This is a genomic window from Streptomyces sulfonofaciens, assembly GCF_014656295.1.
Taxonomy (GTDB): Bacteria; Actinomycetota; Actinomycetes; order Streptomycetales; family Streptomycetaceae; genus Streptomyces; species Streptomyces sulfonofaciens.
Genome location: NZ_BNCD01000009.1, coordinates 248,672 through 266,216, shown reverse-complemented (window position 1 = coordinate 266,216; position 17,545 = coordinate 248,672). Strand labels below are relative to the sequence as shown.

At 72.4% G+C, this 17,545-nt stretch carries 11 protein-coding genes; 1 reads left to right on the top strand and 10 read right to left on the bottom strand.

What is annotated here, in order from left to right; genetic code table 11:
* Window positions 1–6: 6 nt before the first annotated feature.
* From IE313_RS17190 to eccD, 8 genes are all read right to left on the bottom strand, one after another.
* Window positions 7–357, bottom strand: coding sequence for a hypothetical protein (locus IE313_RS17190; protein WP_189933038.1), 351 nt, complete (start codon window positions 355–357; stop codon window positions 7–9).
* A gap of 6 nt (window positions 358–363) precedes the next feature.
* Window positions 364–861: a YbaB/EbfC family nucleoid-associated protein gene (locus IE313_RS17185; RefSeq protein WP_189933036.1), complete on the bottom strand. Its 498-nt coding sequence runs from the start codon at window positions 859–861 to the stop codon at window positions 364–366.
* Window positions 861–3,893, bottom strand: coding sequence for an AAWKG family protein (locus IE313_RS17180; protein ID WP_189933034.1), 3,033 nt, complete (start codon window positions 3,891–3,893; stop codon window positions 861–863). Before IE313_RS17180 ends, IE313_RS17185 begins: the two co-directional genes overlap by 1 nt.
* A gap of 62 nt (window positions 3,894–3,955) precedes the next feature.
* Complete coding sequence (locus tag IE313_RS17175; RefSeq protein WP_189933032.1) at window positions 3,956–4,417, bottom strand: type VII secretion system-associated protein; 462 nt, start codon at window positions 4,415–4,417, stop codon at window positions 3,956–3,958.
* Between the two features lie 86 nt (window positions 4,418–4,503).
* The gene (locus IE313_RS17170; protein ID WP_189933030.1) at window positions 4,504–4,827 is read right to left on the bottom strand and encodes a WXG100 family type VII secretion target; all 324 of its coding nucleotides are present in this window, start codon (window positions 4,825–4,827) and stop codon (window positions 4,504–4,506) included.
* A gap of 48 nt (window positions 4,828–4,875) precedes the next feature.
* Window positions 4,876–5,211 carry a WXG100 family type VII secretion target gene (locus IE313_RS17165; protein WP_373317010.1) on the bottom strand — a complete coding sequence of 112 codons (336 nt, stop codon included), beginning with the start codon at window positions 5,209–5,211 and terminating at the stop codon, window positions 4,876–4,878.
* Window positions 5,212–5,298: 87 nt separating this feature from the next.
* On the bottom strand, window positions 5,299–6,855 hold the full coding sequence (eccB, locus tag IE313_RS17160) for a type VII secretion protein EccB (RefSeq protein ID WP_189933026.1): 1,557 nt from the start codon (window positions 6,853–6,855) through the stop codon (window positions 5,299–5,301).
* Window positions 6,856–6,873: 18 nt separating this feature from the next.
* Window positions 6,874–8,277 (bottom strand): type VII secretion integral membrane protein EccD, encoded by a 1,404-nt coding sequence (gene eccD, locus IE313_RS17155; protein ID WP_189933024.1) that lies wholly within the window; start codon window positions 8,275–8,277, stop codon window positions 6,874–6,876.
* A gap of 217 nt (window positions 8,278–8,494) precedes the next feature.
* Here eccD and eccCa point away from each other — a divergent pair, with 217 nt between their 5' ends.
* The gene (gene eccCa, locus IE313_RS17150; protein ID WP_189933153.1) at window positions 8,495–12,424 is read left to right on the top strand and encodes a type VII secretion protein EccCa; all 3,930 of its coding nucleotides are present in this window, start codon (window positions 8,495–8,497) and stop codon (window positions 12,422–12,424) included.
* A 381-nt stretch (window positions 12,425–12,805) separates the two neighbouring features.
* Here the strand turns inward: eccCa and IE313_RS17145 are convergent, their stop codons facing one another.
* Window positions 12,806–13,999, bottom strand: a complete 1,194-nt coding sequence (locus IE313_RS17145) for a S8 family serine peptidase (RefSeq protein WP_189933022.1) — start codon at window positions 13,997–13,999, stop codon at window positions 12,806–12,808.
* 174 nt (window positions 14,000–14,173) lie between these two features.
* On the bottom strand, window positions 14,174–17,509 hold the full coding sequence (locus IE313_RS17140) for a right-handed parallel beta-helix repeat-containing protein (protein WP_189933020.1): 3,336 nt from the start codon (window positions 17,507–17,509) through the stop codon (window positions 14,174–14,176).
* Window positions 17,510–17,545: the final 36 nt, after the last annotated feature.

Here is a 17,545-nt window from a genome sequence, read left to right as displayed (position 1 = left end):
GAGTACTCAGTGCTTCCCGTGATGGCCCGCACCACGGCCGGAGTCCCGGATGGCGTCCATGTTGCCGTCCTGGGTCTCCGTGATGTTCCGGAGGTTGGCGGTCGTGCCGTCGGCGATGCCCACCACGGCGTCGGCGATGGACTGGATGGTGTCGGTGGACCCTTGGCGCTCCTTCAGCTCGCGGGGCAGGACCTGCTTGGCGAAACTGTCGTCCTCGCCCGGCCAGTGCTTGGTCGCGTTCACCTCGTCGACGAAGTCCTTCAGCATCGCCTGGGCGAGGGAGCTGATGCTCTCGATCTGCCGGATCCCGCTGTGCAGGCGTGCGGGGTCCGCGAAGTAGGCGTTGTCGTCGGCCATGCGTCGTTACTCCTCCGGGTCCTCGGTGATCTCGTCGCGCAGTCCCCGGGCGCTCCTGCGCCGGGTGGCGCCGGGCGCGTCCTCGTCCTCCAGGACGCCCGGCCCGAAGATCTTCACCCAGTCGATGTCGACACCGGTCAGCTCCGGCACCTGCGCGCTGGGCTCGGTGAAGGGCTGGAAGGTGTCCATCACACGGCGGGCCATCTGCATCCTGGCCCGGCCCACCACGTCCAGCACGCTGGCCGCGAGCTCGGACGCCGCCATCGTGCGGTACTTGTTCTCCAGGAAGCGCAGTCCGGTCAGCTCACCCTGCGCGGTGACCGTGACCTCCACCGCGCGGTCCTTGGAGCGCAGGGTGACCGAGGCGCCCCGCAGCTCCTCCTCCGCCTTGGCCACCGCCGCCTCGGTCGCCTCCAGCTCGGCCATCGCGCGCGCCAGCCGCTCACTGACCGACTCGGGGGTGCCGGGCGCGGGCGCCTGCGGCCGGTTCGGCTGCCGGTTCATCAGCCGATCACCGCCGGGGCCCCGCCGTCCTCGCTGCCCCAGACGTCCTCTTCCTCGTCCACGACGTAACTGGGCCTCGGCTGGTTGCCGCTCTCGGTGGACCTGCCGGCCTGCGCCGCACCGGAGCCCGCGGTGTGGGACGCACCCGAGCTGCTGGTGGTGGTGGAGCGGCGGGGCAGGGCCAGGTCCTCCCCCTCCTCGACCGGCTCCCCGCGGCGGGACCGCCGCCTGAGGGACGCACCGTCGCCGTCGCCGTGCACGGTGCGCACACGCTCGCCGCTGGACGAGTTGCCGCCGGCGCCGCCCGGCGAGCCCATGCCGCCGCCCATGCCGCCGCCCATGCCGCCCAGCCCCGGGTTGAGCGGGATGCCGCCGGGCGGGAACCCGCCGCCCGCGCTGTTCGCGGCGCTCGCCGCGGGGGCGCCCAGTGCGCCTCCGGTGAACGAGGGGTCCTGGAGGTCGTCGAAGGCGAGGTCGTGGGACCCGCCCGACGGCAGACCGGAGTTCAGGGGGCCCGCGACGTCACCCGGCCCGCCGCCCGGCACGTGTCCCGTGGTGTCGACATGGGGCACGTGGAGGCCGTTGCCGTTGCCGAGGTCGCCCAGGTGCTTCAGGGCGTCGTCGAGGCCGCTGGTGTCCAGGCCGCCCGAGTGGGAGGCGCTGTTCAGCAGGTCGGTGCTGCTGGTCGTCCCGTCCGGGTTCGTGGTCTGGAGCGTGCCGTCCGGCTTGACGAGCTGGGTGGTGCCGTCCGGGAACGTGGTGGACAGCGATCCGTCCGGGTTGAGCAGCGTCTTGCTGCCGTCCGGGTTGGTGAAGCTGTCGCCGGTGTCCAGGTGGGAGGTGTGCACGGTGCCGTCGGGGGCGGTCGTGGTGACCGTGTGCGTGTCCGGGTTGACCACCTCGGTGGTGCCGTCCGGGAACCTGGTGGACAGCGACCCGTCGGGGTTGAGGTGTGCGCTCCCGCCGTCCGGGGTGCTGAACGTGCCGAGCTGCTGGTTGAGGAGGGAGTTGCTGGTCGAGCCGTCCGCGTTGGTCGTGGTGACGGCACCCGTCGAGGGGTCCACCGTGGTGCTGCTGCCGTCGGGGTACGTGGTGGTCAGCGACCCGTCGCTGTTGAGCTTCGTCGTGCTGCCGTCCGGATTGGTGACGCTGCGGTTCGCGGTCAGTTGGGACACGCTCGACTTGCCGTCCGGGGACAGGGTGTTCAGCTTGCCCGTCGACGGGTTGAAGGTGGTGCTGCTGCCGTCGGGGGACGTGGTGGTCAGCGACCCGTCGGCGTTCAGCTTGGTCGTGCTGCCGTCCGGATTGGTGATGCTGTCCACACCGCCGGTGTTGCCGCCCAGGAGGTTGGGGCCGCCCGGGGAGGAGAGCAGGTTGTTGAGGGGGCCGCCGCCGCCCGGCGTACCGGGGCCGCCGGGGCCGCCGCCCCCCGTCAGCCCGGCCAGGCCCGCGAGGCCGGGGTTCAGGCCGCCGAGCCCGCCCGGGCCGCCCCCGAGCCCGCCCAGGCCGTCGCCGATGCCCTTGAGGCCGTCGTTGAGGCCCCCGCCCACGGTGCTGAGGTTGTTGTTCAGCCCGCCCAGGCCGTCGCCCAGGCCGTCGCCGATGCCCTTGAGGCCGTCGTTGAGGCCCCCGCCCACACTGCTGAGGTTGTCGTTCAGCCCGCCCAGGCCGTCGTCCAGGCCGTCGTTGATCCCCTTCAGGCCGTCGTTGAGGCCCTGGTTGATGTTGTCGAGGCTCTGGTTGTTCTTGTCCAGGGCGTCGTTGAGGGCGTCGTTGGCGGCGTCCTTGTCCTTCTGCGCCTGGTCCTTGTCCTTCTGGGCCTGGTCCTTGTTGTAGGCGTCGGTCAGGGACGTGGAGTTCTTGGTCTCCAGCGGCTGGGCGAAGTTCTCGCTCGCACCGGCCCAGTTGCTCTTGAGGGCGACCAGCGCGTTGCCCGCCGCCGGGGTCAGCACGGAGTCCACGTGCGCGTTCCAACGGTTGACCGCGTCCTCGCCCACCTTCTTCCAGTTCTGGACGTTGGTGAGGTCGCCGTACACCGGGTGGTTGGAGGTGAACTGGCCCGTGACGCTGCCGTCCTTCATCACCTGGGTGGCGTTGTTCTGCACCACCCACGAGGTGAGGTCGGAGAGCACGGAGAGCAGCCACCTGTGCGGCCAGTGCGCCCCGTAGCCGGTGGCCCAGTTGCTCCACGCCGACTGGAGGGCGACGGCCTGGTCGTGCAGGTTCCGCTGGGCCTGGGCCATGCTGTCGGCGTACTTGGACAGCGGGGTGTAGCCGCTGATGGTGGTGTTCGCCGCCGCGTAGTGCTCGCCGCCGAGCTGGTCCACGTAGCTCTCGTAGTTCTTGTTCAGTGTGTGGATCAGGTTCCAGAAGACGCCGGCGGCCTGGCCCTTCCACGCCGCCTGCTCGCTGCCCAGGGACTTCTCCCAGGCGGCGAGCGTCTTGCCGTGGTCGACGAAGAACTTCGTGGACCTGTCGAAGGACCTGGCGATGTCCTCGAAGGTGTTGAGGTCGACGCTGTCCTCGTGGGGCACGGTGGCGCCGCTGTACGAGAGGTTGTACGTGGTGTGGTCGTTGATCAGCTTGTCGAGGGCGGCCTTCGCCCCGCTGATGTACTGCGACATCGGACCGGTGTCCCAGTCCGTGTGGGTGTAGCTGCCCTGGAACGGGCCGCCCTCGCTGATCTCGCCGTCGTCCGGCAGGTTGACGGCGCCCGTGGAGTCGAGCGGCACGCCGATGAAGACGAGCCTGGCCTTGTAGAGACCGGCGGCGCCCGCCCCGAACCTGGCGTAGAAGGGGAGGTCGTAGGTCTCGCCCTTGGGCAGCCAGACGCCCTGGACGAGTCCGGTGAAGTCGTCGGTCGTCAGCCCGGCCACGGGATCGGGTCCCTGGATGTCCATCCGGAACAGCGGGATCTTGTCGGGCACGCTGCTGATCTTGTCGAAGATCGTCTTCCTGTCAGGCATCGGATACCCCGTCAAGAGGTTGATCGCCTGACCCCAGACGTCGTTCGCACCGTAACTTGCTGCCATGACAGGACTCCGCGGGACTTGCTCAGGGGACGGACGGAGAGACGGACGCTAGCGTCGGGGTACTACTTGGTGGTGCCGGTCGAGCTGCCCGAGCCGTCGGTCAGGTCGCCGTCCACGTCGGAGAAGATGTCCAGGAGCTTGGCGCCGTCGATCGCCGCGAGGCCGCCGCTCTGGTCCTTCAGCAGGGTGTCGATGGTCTCCTGGAGGTCCTCGTCGATGTCCTTGAACAGCGTCTTCTGCGAGACCAGGATGTCGTCGACGCCCTGGGCCGCGTCCTTGGTCTTCGAGTTCAGGCTCTGCCCCGAGACGGTGTCGTCGCCGGCCATCAGGCCGATCACCAGAGGGCTGGAGACCTCGCCGAACGTGCTGCCCGTGACCAGGAGACCCGCCAGGACGCTCTTGAGCGACTTGACCCCCGCGGGGTCGTCGTTGCGGATCGCGTCGAGGTCCCTGAGGAAGTCGGCGAGATCGTTCTGCTTGAACTGGGTGATGGCGTGGGAGTCCAGATGGGTAAGGTCCGCCATTGCGTCCTCCGGATCAGCATCAGCCGCCCGGCCGGTGGCCGGACGGCGGACGACGGGGGGTGGGCACGAGGGGGGTGCGGAACGGCTCAGCGGCCGATGGTGACCTCGGACCACATCTGGGACAGCGAGTTCTCGCTGTACTTGTAGTTGCCGGAGATGTCCGTCAGCAGCGAGGCGTGCGAGGTCAGCAACTGCTCCATGTTCTGCACCGCCTGGTCCCACGCGGCCTGCTTCTGCGTGTAGACCTCGGCGTCGGCGCCGTACCAACTGGCCTTGAGGGCGCCGAGCTCGGCCTCCAGCGACGACAGCGTGTTCGCGATCGCCCTGGTCTGCTGGACCATGTCGTCGGCGGCGTTCTCCATGTGGTTGTAGCCGACGTAGATGTAGCCGTCTGTCATGTTGTCGGGCATGGATCGTCTCGTCTCGGGTGAGTGGGGGTGTACCGGAGGGGAGCCGGATCAGCCGGCCAGTGCCTGGAAGGCGGCCTCGGAGGACTGGAAGGCCTGGTTGATCGACTCGTTGGAGGCGCCCTGCTGCTTGCCGTGTTCGGCGAGGCTGGTGTTGAGCTTGTCGATCATGTCTTCCAGGTTCTTCAGGATGACGTTGGCCTGTTCGTCCCACTGCTGGAGGAGCTGTCCGAACGCACCGCCGTCGCTGCCCTGATACCCCTGGGACAGATTGGCGCGGGTGCCGTCGACGTCCGAACGGGCCCGCATGATGCCGGTGAAGGCGGCTTCCAGGGCCTGGATGCCGTTCCGGGTGGCCTGCTCGCTTGAAGCCTGGATGTTGCCCATGTCTGCCATGGCATACCTATTCTTTGATCACTTATGTCTCGGGGAGCCTAGGAAGGATCTCGTTTCAGCCGCAACTACCTCAAGTTTTCATCCCGATGTCGGTATGGAAGCGTTACCTCCGGTCCCGGCCGCGCCGGCGGTCGCGACGAGGTCCCGCCGGCCCGCGGACTGCTTCCCGCAGTTGGGCGGTGTGGTGACCGGGGTGCCGCCGGCGGCGGCCTCCGGGCTCAGGTCCGGCCCCGAGGGCAGCATCTGGAGCAGCGGTGCGGGCAGCGCCTGCACGGCGCCCTCGGTGTAGCCGAGCGACTGCAGCGCCTTGGCCGACGTGACGCGGTACTTGACCCCGGTGTCGGTCACGAAGTACGTGGTGTTGCCCACCGTCGTACCACCGGAGGCGAGCGCACGGACCAGTACGCCGTGCCCCGGGCGGACCACCACCGCGTCGACCGGCAGGCAGGCGCTCGCCACCTCGTCGTCGGCCGGCTGCGCCACCGGCCCCAGCGAGCTGAGCGGCACCTGGACGGTGGTGACCTCGGTGCCGTCCTGGTCGGGCCGCACCCGGGCGCAGGCCGCCGAGCCCCTCGGCACGTCGGCGACACGGGGCGGGGACGCGGGCAGCCCCGCCGCGGCGAAGGAGCGTCCGGCGGCGCCGGGGGCCTGGTGCTCCTTCAGCGTGGCCGCCCCCAGCGCCACGGCCTTGGGCGCCGCACCGCCGTACGCCTGCTGGCGGGTGGCGTGGTCACCGAGCACCAGGGCGGCCTGGGTGGCCGTGAGGGGCACCAGACCGTCCTCGCGCAGCAGGTAGTAGTGCGCGTCCGAACCCGGCACCCGCACCTGGAACACCTGGCCCACCACACTGGCCTGGCCGTCGAGCGACGGACCCGGGGTGCCCCGCCCCGGCACGGTCGGCGGGGCCAGCACGGGGCCGGGGACCAGGGCGTCGAGGAAGGCCGCGGACACCGGGCGCGGTGTGACGGCGCCGTAGCCGAGGGAACTTGCCGCGCCGGAAGCGGCGTCGAGGCGGAGCCGGCTGCCCTGCCACACCAGGTACGTGGCCTTGTCGGGCCCCCGCACCACGAGGCCCTGCCCCGAGCCGAGCCCGGCGGCCGCCACGGGCGCGCCCGCCACCAGCGCGGTCACCGGTGTGGACGTGGTGCTCCCGCCGTCCGTCTCCTCGACCCGGACCGTGGAGCAGACCTGCCACGCCCCGCTCTCCAGGTCGCCGGCCGGGGGCACCGAGTCGGGGGCTCCGGGGATGCCGATCGGGGTGCCGGTGGGCGTGCCGCTCAGCGACTCGCTGCCCACGTCGGTGGTCTTGAGGTCGGTGCCCCCGATCAGCCGGGCCGACGCGTAGTTGCGCACCGGCCGAAGCCGGCCGCCGACGTACAGGTAGCGGGCTCCGGTGTCGCGGTTGACGACCAGGCTGGTGGAGTTCCGCCAGGAGTCGTTGCCCCCGGGGGCGATGAGCCCGTACACCACGGAGCCGGCCGCCACCACCACCACGATGATGATGCTGACCACCACACCGCGGGTGGTGCGTCCCAGGGGCGACTCCGGTGCGTCCGGGTCGGCGAGCAGCATGCCGGAGGTCAGCCGGCTCATGATGAACGTGTGGGCCTGGACCTGGTCGCGCTTCGATCGCATGGACTTCCTCCTTCGCCGTCAGCCGTTGAGGGCCCGGAGGGTGCCGAAGACGCCCAGCACCCACAGGGTCAGCGGCAGCAGGCTGATCGCCAGCAGGGAGTGCAGCAGCTCGGCCGCACGGCCCCAGTACGGCGACATGCGCCGGCCGGGGACCGTCCACGAGACGATCGCCAGCACGGCGGCCAGCGCGAGCAGCACCACCACGAACCCCGGACGCTGGTCGTGGGAGAGCTCGGCGGCCGAACCGAGGAGCAGCATCAGGACACCCGCGGCGCCCGGCAGGACCAGGCTGAGACGCTGCCAGACGTTGACCATGCCCCGTCCGTGCAGCAGCAGGAGCAGCGACAGGGCGACGGCCGTCAGGACCTCGGGCAGATCGGGGCGCCGGGCCAGCGTGAACAGGCAGCCGACGCTGATGACGCCGGTCGCCGCGTACAGCGCGGTCATCCAGCCGCTCGCCAGCTCGGTGCGCACGGCGACGTCCCTGCCGTTGTAGGGCTCGATGCCCTCCTGCAACTGCCGCGCGGTGGTGGGCATCGCGGGCATCCGCATCCCGGCCAGCCGGAAGGCCAGCGCGGGTACGAAGCCGCCGAAGAGCACGACCAGCGCGGACACCACGGCCGCCGCGCTGTCCGCCGGCAGGTCGAACACGCTCATCAGGGCCCCGGCGACGGTGGCCGCGATCACCACGGTGGCGGTGGCGAGGAACAGCGGTGTGTACACGGCCACCGCCGCGAGCGCCAGCACGGCCCCGCCGGCGCCGGCCGCGCCGGCCGCGAGCAGCTTGGCGCCGAGCACGTGGTACGCCTGCGGTCCGGTTATCTCCCCACCGGGCAGCAGCCAGCCGGCCAGTGCCAGGCTGGGCGCCGCCATGAACCCCAGGGTGGCACCGGCCGCAGCGTCGCCGACCGCGCGGCTCGCGGAGCCGGCCCCGGCCAGCAGCAGCAGACCCGTCACACCGGCCGCCGCCGCCCTGACCTGCACGTGGCCGCCACCGGGCCAGGCCAGCAGGACCAGTACGGTGAGCAGGATGACCACCACCCAGCCGCGCAGCAGCCGGCGGCTCGCATCGGGGGTCCAGCCGTGCAGGCGCTCACGGGTGACGTTGGCGATCCCGTCCACCAGGTCGTCCAGCCGCACCTCGGGCAGTGCCTCGGTGTGCGGCCGCAGGTACAGTACCTCGCCGTCCCGCACGTCCAGCGTCTCCAGGGTCCCCTCGTCGTCGAGCGGCCGCTCACCGAGGCGCTGCAACACCCAACCACCGTGCTCCAGACCGCTCTCCTCCAGCTCCGCACCCGCGTACCTGAGCAGGGTGGGCAGGAGGTCGGCGATCGGCACGTCCGCCGGCACGGCGAGGTCGAGTGACGTGGCGGGGGCGCGCACGGTAAGCCTGCACAGACTCGCCACTGAACTTTCAGACATGGTGGGGACTCACACTTTCCCTGAAGAGCACAGGATCCGCTTGGAAGCGGGTGGGGGTGGGATGCAGACTACAGATGCCGTCCGTGGCCGGAAACCGGCCCTTGTTTCTTCTTCACGGCCTCGCCAGACAATCAGTGGGCGGCAGATCCGCCGAAAGGGAGCCGGTTAGTTGAGTGTTGTCCTGTTCCGCCGCCCAGCCCGTCGTCGCGGCCCGGAGATGCCGGAAGGAGAACTGAGCCTGCAGGAGCCGCCGACGCTGCCGGAGACCGTGCCGGACAATTCCGCCGTCTGGACGTATCTGCCAATGGCGATGATGTCCCTCTCCATGATGCTGATGTTTCTCCGCCCCGGCGGCGGCGGCGTGTTCACCTACATGGCATTCGGTGTTCTGGTTCTCGCCGCCGTGGCCATGCTCGTGGGCCAGGTCATGCGCAAGAGCGGTGAACGCAAACAGCGGCTGGTCGGGGAACGCCGGGATTATCTGCGGTACCTCTCCCAGACCCGTGGCCGCGTGCACAGGGCGGTGATGGAACAGCAGACGGCGCTCGGCTGGCGCCACCCGGATCCCGTCGCGCTGCGCTCCATGGTGCGCACCACCCGGTTGTGGGAGCGCCGCGCCAAGGACGAGGACTTCGCCGAGGTCCGGGTCGCGGTCGGGGACCAGCAACTGGGCATGCGGCTGACCCCGCTCTCCACCAAGCCGGTGGAGGACCTCGACCCGCTGTCCGCCCACGCCCTGCGGCGGTTCGTCCGGGCCTACAGCACCGTGCCCGACCAGCCGATCGCGCTGTACCTGCGGTCGTTCTCCCGGGTGCTGCTGCGCGGCGACGAGGCGGCGGCCAGGAGCCTGGTGCGTGCCGCGCTGTGCCAGCTCGCGCTGTTCCACGCGCCGGACGAGCTGTGGATCGCGCTGTGCGTGGCCGACGAGCGGCGCGCGGACTGGGAGTGGGCCAAGTGGCTGCCGCACAGCCTGCACCCGCAGGAGCAGGACGGTGCGGGTCCCGCCAGGATGATCGCGTCGGCCTTCAACGACCTGGAGGACCTGCTCGGCGCGGAGTTCGGGGAACGGCCGGTCTTCGATCCCGAGGAGCTGCCGGGCCGGGAGGAGCCCTTCACCGTGATCGTGGTGGACGGCGTCACCGTGCCCGCCGGCCACCGCCTGGACGGCCCAGGCTTTCGCAACTCGGTGGTGATCGACCTGTCCGGGGCGCTGACCTGGCGGCCGGGACGCACCACCCTGCGGCTCGACGTCCAGCCGAACGCCCTCAGGCTGGTGCGCACCGACCGCACGCGCAAGGAGCAGACGACCGTGCTCGGCCGGCCCGACACCATGGGCCGGGCCGGCGCCCAGGCGCTGGCCAGGATGGTGTCGCCGTACCGGATGGGCCTGTCCGCGGACGCCGCGGAGCCGCTGGCCACCGACGTGGAGCTGACGACCCTGCTCGGCATCCCCGACCTGTACCGCCACGATCCGGCCACGCTGTGGAAGCGCAGCACCGCGGCCGCCCGGCTGCGGGTACCGGTCGCCGTGGGCGCCGACGGGCTGCCGGTGGAGCTGGACATCAAGGAGTCCGCCGAGGGCGGCATGGGCCCGCACGGCATGCTGATCGGGGCGACCGGCTCCGGCAAGAGCGAGCTGCTGCGCACCCTGGTGCTGGCCCTCGCGCTGACGAACTCCTCGGAGACCCTGAACTTCGTCCTCGTGGACTTCAAGGGCGGCGCCACCTTCCTGGGGCTCGACGAGCTGCCGCACACCTCGGCGGTGATCACCAACCTGTCCGAGGAGGTGGCCCTGGTGGAGCGCATGCAGGACGCCCTGCACGGTGAGCTGATACGCCGTCAGGAACTGCTGCGGGCGGCCGGCAACTACAGCTCGGCCCTGGAGTACGAGAAGGCGCGCGCGGCGGGCACCCCGCTCGCGCCGCTGCCGAGCCTGTTCGTGGTGGTCGACGAGTTCAGCGAGCTGCTCGCCGCGCACCGGGAGTTCATGGACCTGTTCGTGATGATCGGCCGGCTCGGCCGTTCCCTCGGGGTGCACCTGCTGCTCGCCTCGCAGCGGCTCGACGAGGGCCGCATGCACCAACTGGAGAGCCACCTCTCGTACCGCATCGGCCTGCGCACCTTCTCGGCCATGGAGAGCCGGGGCGTGCTGGGCGTGCCGGACGCCTACCAGTTGCCCTCCCAGCCCGGCAGCGGCTACCTCAAGAGCGGTGTCGAGGCGCTGACCCGGTTCCGGGCGGCGTACGTCTCGGGTGGCTACCGGCGCCGGCGCGGTGCGGTGGCGCAGGCCAGGGTGGCCAGCCAGGTGGTGCCGTGGACCGCGGACTACGTGGTGCCCCGGGCCCCCGCACAGCTTCCGAACCCGGAGCCGGCCGAGGAGGAGACCGAGGGCGGCCCTTCGCTGCTGTCGGTGGCGCTCGACCGGCTGCGCGACTCGGGACCGCCCGCCCACGAGGTGTGGCTGCCGCCGCTGGACCTGCCGCCCGCCCTGGACGCGCTGCTGCCGGGCCTCGCCGCGCACCCGGAGCGCGGGCTGACCGCCACCGGGTGGCCTGGCTCGGGGCAACTGCGGGTGCCCGTCGGCCTGGTGGACAAGCCGTTCGAGCAGCGGCGCGAGCCGCTGGTGGTGGACCTGTCCGGGGGCGGCGGGCACCTGGGTGTCGCCGGTGGTTCGCAGAGCGGCAAGTCGACCGTGCTGCGCACCCTGATCACCTCCCTCGCGCTCACCCACACCCCGCGCGAGGTGCAGTTCTACTGCCTGGACTTCGGCGGCGGCACGCTGGCCGCACTGGCCGGGCTGCCGCACGTCGGCGGGGTGGCGGCACGACTGGACAGCGAGCGGATCAGCCGCACGGTGGCCGAGGTCAACGCCGTCCTCACGCACCGGGAGCAGCTCTTCCTCGACCACAACATCGACTCGATGGCCACGTACCGCAGGCGCCGCGCGGCCGGTGAGTTCGCCGACGAGCCGCACGGGGACGTCTTCCTGGTGGTGGACGGCTGGGCCACCCTCCGCCAGGACTTCGACGCCCTCGTGCCCGCCTTCAACCAACTGGCGGCACGCGGCCTGAACTACGGCATCCACCTGGTCATCGCCGCGGCACGGTGGATGGAGATGTCGGCGCAGGTGCGCGACCAGCTCGCCACCCGACTCGAACTGCGGCTCGGCGACACCATGGATTCGGTGGTCGACATCCGCAAGGCGGCCACCGTGCCCCGCAGCCCCGGCCGCGGCCTGACCGTCGAGGGCAAGCTGCACTTCCTGTCGGCGCTGCCGCGCATCGACGGCCGGGAGAGCGCGCAGGACCTCACCGACGGGGTGGCCCACATGGTGGAGCAGGTCGCCGGACACTGGTCCGCGCCCGCCGCCCCGCAGGTGCGGATGCTGCCGCACCGGCTGCCCGCCGCCGAGCTGCCGCAGGCGGAGCTCGGGGACGGGCTGCGCGTGGCGATAGGACTCGACGAGGAGTCGCTCTCCCCGGTCTGGCACGACTTCAGCCGCACGCCCCACCTGGTCGCGGTCGGCGACACCGAGAGCGGCAAGACCAACCTGCTGCGCCTGGCCGCCGCGGCGATCACCGCCCGGTACACCGCGGCCGAGGCCCGCGTCCTGGTGGTGGACTACCGGCGCGAGCTGGTGGAGGCGGTGCCCCAGGAGTACCGGCTCGGGCACGCGGTGTCCCTGGACGCGCTGCGGGAGCTGGTGGGCGGTTCGGCACGGGCCCTGAAGACCCGGCTGCCCGGCCAGGACATCACCCCCGCCCGGATGCGGCAGGCCGACTGGTGGAACGGCCCCCGGCTGTTCGTCCTGGCCGACGACTACGACATGATCGGCGGCGGCAACGCCTTCGACCACCCCTTCGCGCCGCTCTTCGAGTACCTGGCCCTCGGCCACGAGGTGGGCCTGCACATGGTGGTGGTGCGCTCGGCCACCGGCGCGGGACGCGGCCTCAACGACCAGTTGCTTCGGCGCCTCGACGAGGTGAACACACCGGGTCTGCTGATGTCCTGCCCGCCGTCGGAGGGCTATGTCTTCGGCAACACCAAGCCGCGCAACCTGCCCGCGGGCCGGGGACAGTACATCGCACGCCGCAAGGCGACCCTGATCCAGACCGCACTGCTGGAGGCCCCGGCCGACGGGGTGTGACCCGGGCCCACCCACCGGGGGACGCCGCCGCCGTGACCTCACGGCGGCGGCGTCCTGCGTCGGGCGTGCTGCGTCCTGCGATCGCTTCCCGTGTGCCGTGTGCCGTGTGCCGCTTCCAGCTTCCCGCTTCCAGCTTCCCGCTTCCAGCTTCCCGCTTCCAGCTTCCCGCTTCCAGCTTCCCGCTTCCCGCTTCCCGCTTCCCGCGGTGCCGCGTCCTGCGTGCTGCCCGCCGTGTGCGCGTCCGGTGTGCGCGTCCGGTGTGTGCGTTCGGTGGGCGTGTCGGTGCGTGCGTCCGGTGGGCCTGTGCGGTGGGTGCGCGGAGGGTTCCGGCCCCGTTCGGGCCCGGCCCGGTTCGGGCCCGAACCGGGCGGGGGCCTCGGCTCAGTCGCGCGCCGGGCGCCAGCCGCGGGCCCGGCCGCGCGGCACGATGACCGAGGCCCAGCCCACCAGCAGGACCACGGCGGCCCCGAGCGCGGCCAGCAGCAGCGCCCGACGGGTCGCACGGTCCCCCGCGGCGGACGACGGCAGGCTGACCGGAGCGGCGTGCCGCGCCGCCCCCGCGGAGTGGTGCGCGGCCGAGTCGCCCACCGAGGTGACGGACGCGTACGGGTCGAGCCGTGGCACGGGGGCCGGATAGGCGGCGGTGGTCAGCCGCCGTGCGGTCTCGGCCGCGGTCAGCCGGGGGTACGCCGACCGTACGAGGGCGGCGGTGCCCGCCACGTAGGCGGCGGCGAGCGACGCGCCGGACCCGATGAAGTGGCCCTTGCCCGTGGGGCCGACGCCGATCACACCGACACCGGGCGCCGCCAGGTCGGCGCCGAGGGGGGTGAGCGCGCCGCGCGGGCGCCCGCCGTTCTGGTCGACGTCGACGACGGACAGCACGCCGGGCTGCGCCGCCGGCCAGTAGGCGCGCGGCGGTGGCGCGGACGCCCCGGTACCCCGGGTGGGGTCGGGCACCGCGGCGGCCACGACGAGCGCGTCGTGCCCGGCGGCGTAGGAGACCGCGGACCGCAGCTCCGCCGAGTTCCCGGTCAGGGCGGGCGAGACGTCGATGACCGAGGCCCCGGCGTCCACCGCGGCCCGGATGCCGGCCGCGACGGTGCCCGCGGTGGCGTTCCCCCGCTGGTCCGTGCCGCGCACGGCAAGGATGCGCGCCCGCTGGGCCACCCCCGCGAAGTGGACGCCCTCGACCCGGGCGGCGGCGATCAGCCCGGCGACGAAGGTGCCGTGCCCCACGCAGTCCTGCGCCGCGCCGCCGACCGGGGTGACCGCCCCCGCCAGGGCCGGCGCCGTCGTGGACACCCCGGTGTCGACGACCGCCACCTTCTCACCGGCACCGCCGGCGAACTGCCAGGTCCTGGGGAGTTCGAGGTTGCGCTGCTCCCACGGCGCCGCGGACGCCACCTTGGCCGACGCCCCGGTGCAGGGGTCGCCGGCGTCCAGCCGGGACGGCATGACCGGCAGCTTCACACTGCCCTCCGGCGCGGCGGACGCGACCGCGGCGGTGCCGATCGTCGTGGCTAGCAGCGACGGGAGCAGGGCCGCAAGGGCGCACTTGAGGGTCGGACCACGCATGGCGGCATCCTAGGCCCCCCGCCGGGGCGCCGTTCGGGCAGTTCCCCACCCCCGGCGAAGAGGCTGCGCCCCGGCGGGTGGCGCGCGGACCGCACGCGCCGCCGGCCGCCGACCGGGCGCGGCGCGCACCGCCCGCCCGAGGCGGTGGCGCACCGCCCGCCTCGGCCCGCGGCCTCACCGCCCCGCGTTCGCGCGCGGCGCCACGTCCTCGGGCAGCAGGGTCCTCAGGTCGTCGAGACCCGGCGCGGCCATCGCGCTGAGCCGGCCCGCCTGCCGGGTCATCATGCCCTCCAGGACCTGGCGGGCGAGGCGCGCGTTGCCGAACGAGCGGTCCCGCGGCAGCGTGTCGAAGTACTCGCGCAGCAGTTGTCCGGTGCCCGTCGCGCACTCGTAGCCCGCCGCCAGGGCGTGCTGCCGCACGATGGTGACCAGTTCGTCGGAGGAGTAGTCGGCGAACTCCACCCGCCGCGAGAACCGGGACGACAGACCGGGGTTGGAGGCCATGAAGCGCTCCATCTCCGCGGTGTAGCCGGCCACGATGACCACCACCTCGTCGCGGTGGTCCTCCATCAGCTTCAGCAGCGTGTCCACCGCCTCCTGGCCGAAGTCGGACCCGCCGGAGGAGCCCGTGGGCGTGAGGGTGTACGCCTCGTCGACGAACAGCACCCCGCCGATGGCCCGCTCGAAGACCTCGCGGGTGAGCTGCGCGGTGTGACCGATGTAGCGGCCCACCAGGTCGGCGCGGGCGACCTCGACCAGTTGGCCGCGGGGCAGCACGCCGAGCGACACCAGCAGTTCACCGTAGAGACGGGCCACGGTGGTCTTGCCGGTACCGGGCGGCCCGGTGAAGACCAGGTGGTGGCTGATGCGCGGCGCGGGCAGCCCGGCGGCCTCCCGCCGCTTGGCCGTCGAGAGGAGGTTGACCAGGTCGGTCACGTCCCGTTTGACGGCGGCGAGGCCCACCAGGTCGTCGAGGCGGGCCAGCGGGTCGCTCTCCTGCTGCCCCTCGCCGAGCTCCCCGGACACCGCCGCGGCGGCGGCCTCGCTGACGTCCTCGGGCAGCAGCAGCCTGAGGTCGCGCTCGGTCATGTCCGTCATGCTGCCGAGCCGGAACGCCTGCCGGTCCACCATCTCCTCGAAGACCTGGCGGGCCGCCCGGCCGTTGCCGAAGGTCGCGTCCTTCGGCATCCGCTCCAGGTGGACGGTGAGCGCCTTGCGGGTGGTGTCCTCCAGCTCGTACTGGTGCTGGGCGCACATGCTCTCCATGATCGCCACGAGTTCCGGCACCGAGTAGTTCTCGAACTCCACCGTGCGGGAGAAGCGGGAGGCGAGGCCAGGGTTGGAGGCCAGGAAGGACTGCATCTCCGCGGAGTAGCCGGCGGCCACCACGACCACGTCGTCGCGGTGGTCCTCCATCAGCTTCAGCAGGGTGTCCACCGCCTCCCGCCCGAAGTCGGCCCCGGAACCGCGGCCGTCGGAGAGCAGGGTGTACGCCTCGTCGATGAACAGCACACCGCCGAGCGCCCGCTGGAAGGTCTCCGTGGTCTTGATGGCGGTGCCGCCGAGGACCTGCGCCACCAGGTCCGCCCGGGACACCTCCACCAGGTGCCCCGAGCGCAGGGCGCCCAGCCTGGCGAGGATGGTGCCGAACAGCCGGGCCACGGTGGTCTTGCCGGTGCCGGGCGGGCCCGCGAAGATCAGGTGGCGGCTCATCGGCGGTGCGGACATCCCGAGCCGGGCGCGGCGCTGGGCGAGCTGGGTCAGGTTGACCAGGGTGCGGACCTGGTGCTTGACGTTCTCCAGGCCGATGAGGGAGTCCAGCTCGGCCAGCGGCCCCTCGTCGCCGTTGAGCCATGCGTCGTCGGTCTCGATGCCGGGCGCGGCCGCCGGATCGGTGCCCTCGACGTCGCCGAGGCCCCAGGCGTCCCGCTTCCCGTTGCCGGTGCTCGTCAGGCCCTCGACGGCGACCCGGTCGGCCACCTTGGCCTGGATGAGGCCGCCGCCGGCGTTGTCCCGCGCGGTGCAGTTGACGACCGAGACGGGCGCGGTGGACTCGATGCGGAACCCGTCCTTGCCGCTGCCGCTGATCTCGCAGGCGTTGAAGGACCCCCGGGCGCCGTCGGCGATCAGCACCCCGTGCTGGGCACTGGAGCGCACCTGGATCCTGGTGGCGGTCGCCTCTCCCCGCTCGTCCACGCCGACCCCGTTCTCCGCGGCGTCCTGGAGCACGCAGTCCCGTGCCGTCAGGGCCCCCTCGGGGCCTACCGACAGACCGCTCGCACCGGGTGAGGTGATGGTGCCGCCGCCGACGTAGACGTTGCCGTCCTCCTCGACGCGGACGCCCGAGCCGCCGGCCCGGTCGATCTCGCAGTCCTCCAGCCTGCCCCGGCCGCCCTTGGCGACCTCCACCCCGTGGCCGCCCGGCGCGCTGATGCGCGCCCTGCGCACCAGCGGATTGGCGCCGGTGCGCACGGACAGGCCCGCGCCCGCCGCGTCGACGATCTCCAGCCGGTCGAGCTCGGCCGTCGACTCCTCCTCCAGCAGCACCGCGTCCGCCTCGCAGTCACGGATCGTGAGGCCGATCAGAACGGGCGAGGCGGAGCCGCCCACCCGCAGCGCGGGTGCCTGGGCGCCCTCCAGCCAGCAGTCCTCGAAGGTGCCGCGCGACTGATCGGCGACCACGAGGCCGTGGCTCTTGGTGCGGGCCGTGCGGCAGCGGCGCAGCAGCGGGTCCGTACCGCCGCTCAGCACGATCCCCGGGCCCGTGGTGCCGCTGACCCTGATGTCCTCCAGCGTGTTGCGGATCCCGCTGCTCAGGTGCACACCGGTGTCGGCGTCGTTCACGACGGTGCGCAGCACCTGGGTGGTGCTGTGGCCCTCCAGGGCGATGGCCGGTTTGTCGGTCGAGGAGATGTCGCAGTCCTCGACGGAAGCCTGCGCCTCACCGTTGACCAGCACGCCGTTGCCCCGCGCGTCGCGGATGGTGCAGCCCCGCACCGTGGCCCGGCCCTGCTCGCTGACGACCACACCGGAGGTTCCGAAGTGTTCGAGCGTGCAGGACTCCACGGAGCTCTCCACGGCGGACGTGACGACCACGCCCGCGCCCGCGCGGTTGCCCACCCGGCAGTCCCGCATGGCCACGGAACCGTTGCTGCGGGCCAGCAGGGCCGTCCAGGCGGAGCCCGCGATCTCGCAGCCGTCCATCGCGAGCTGCCCGCGGGGCGCGTCGACGACGGGCAGCTCGTCGTCCCTGCCGCGCAGCACCAGGTCGGTGAGCCCGACCGCGTCGGCCATGAGCGTCACGGCGCTGCCGCGGCGCGGCGCTATCTCGACGCTGCCGCGGGCCTGCTCCGCGACGATGGTGACGCGGGTGGTGATGGTGAGGTTCTCGGCGTACGTTCCCGGCAGGACGCTGATCACCGCGCCGCTCCGTGCCCTGGCCAGGGCCTCGCCGATCGTCGGATAGCCATCCGCCCGTCCCGGGCCGACCGTCAGTACCTGGCGTGACACGCGCGAAATCCTCCTCTAGCGGACACCGGTGGCCCG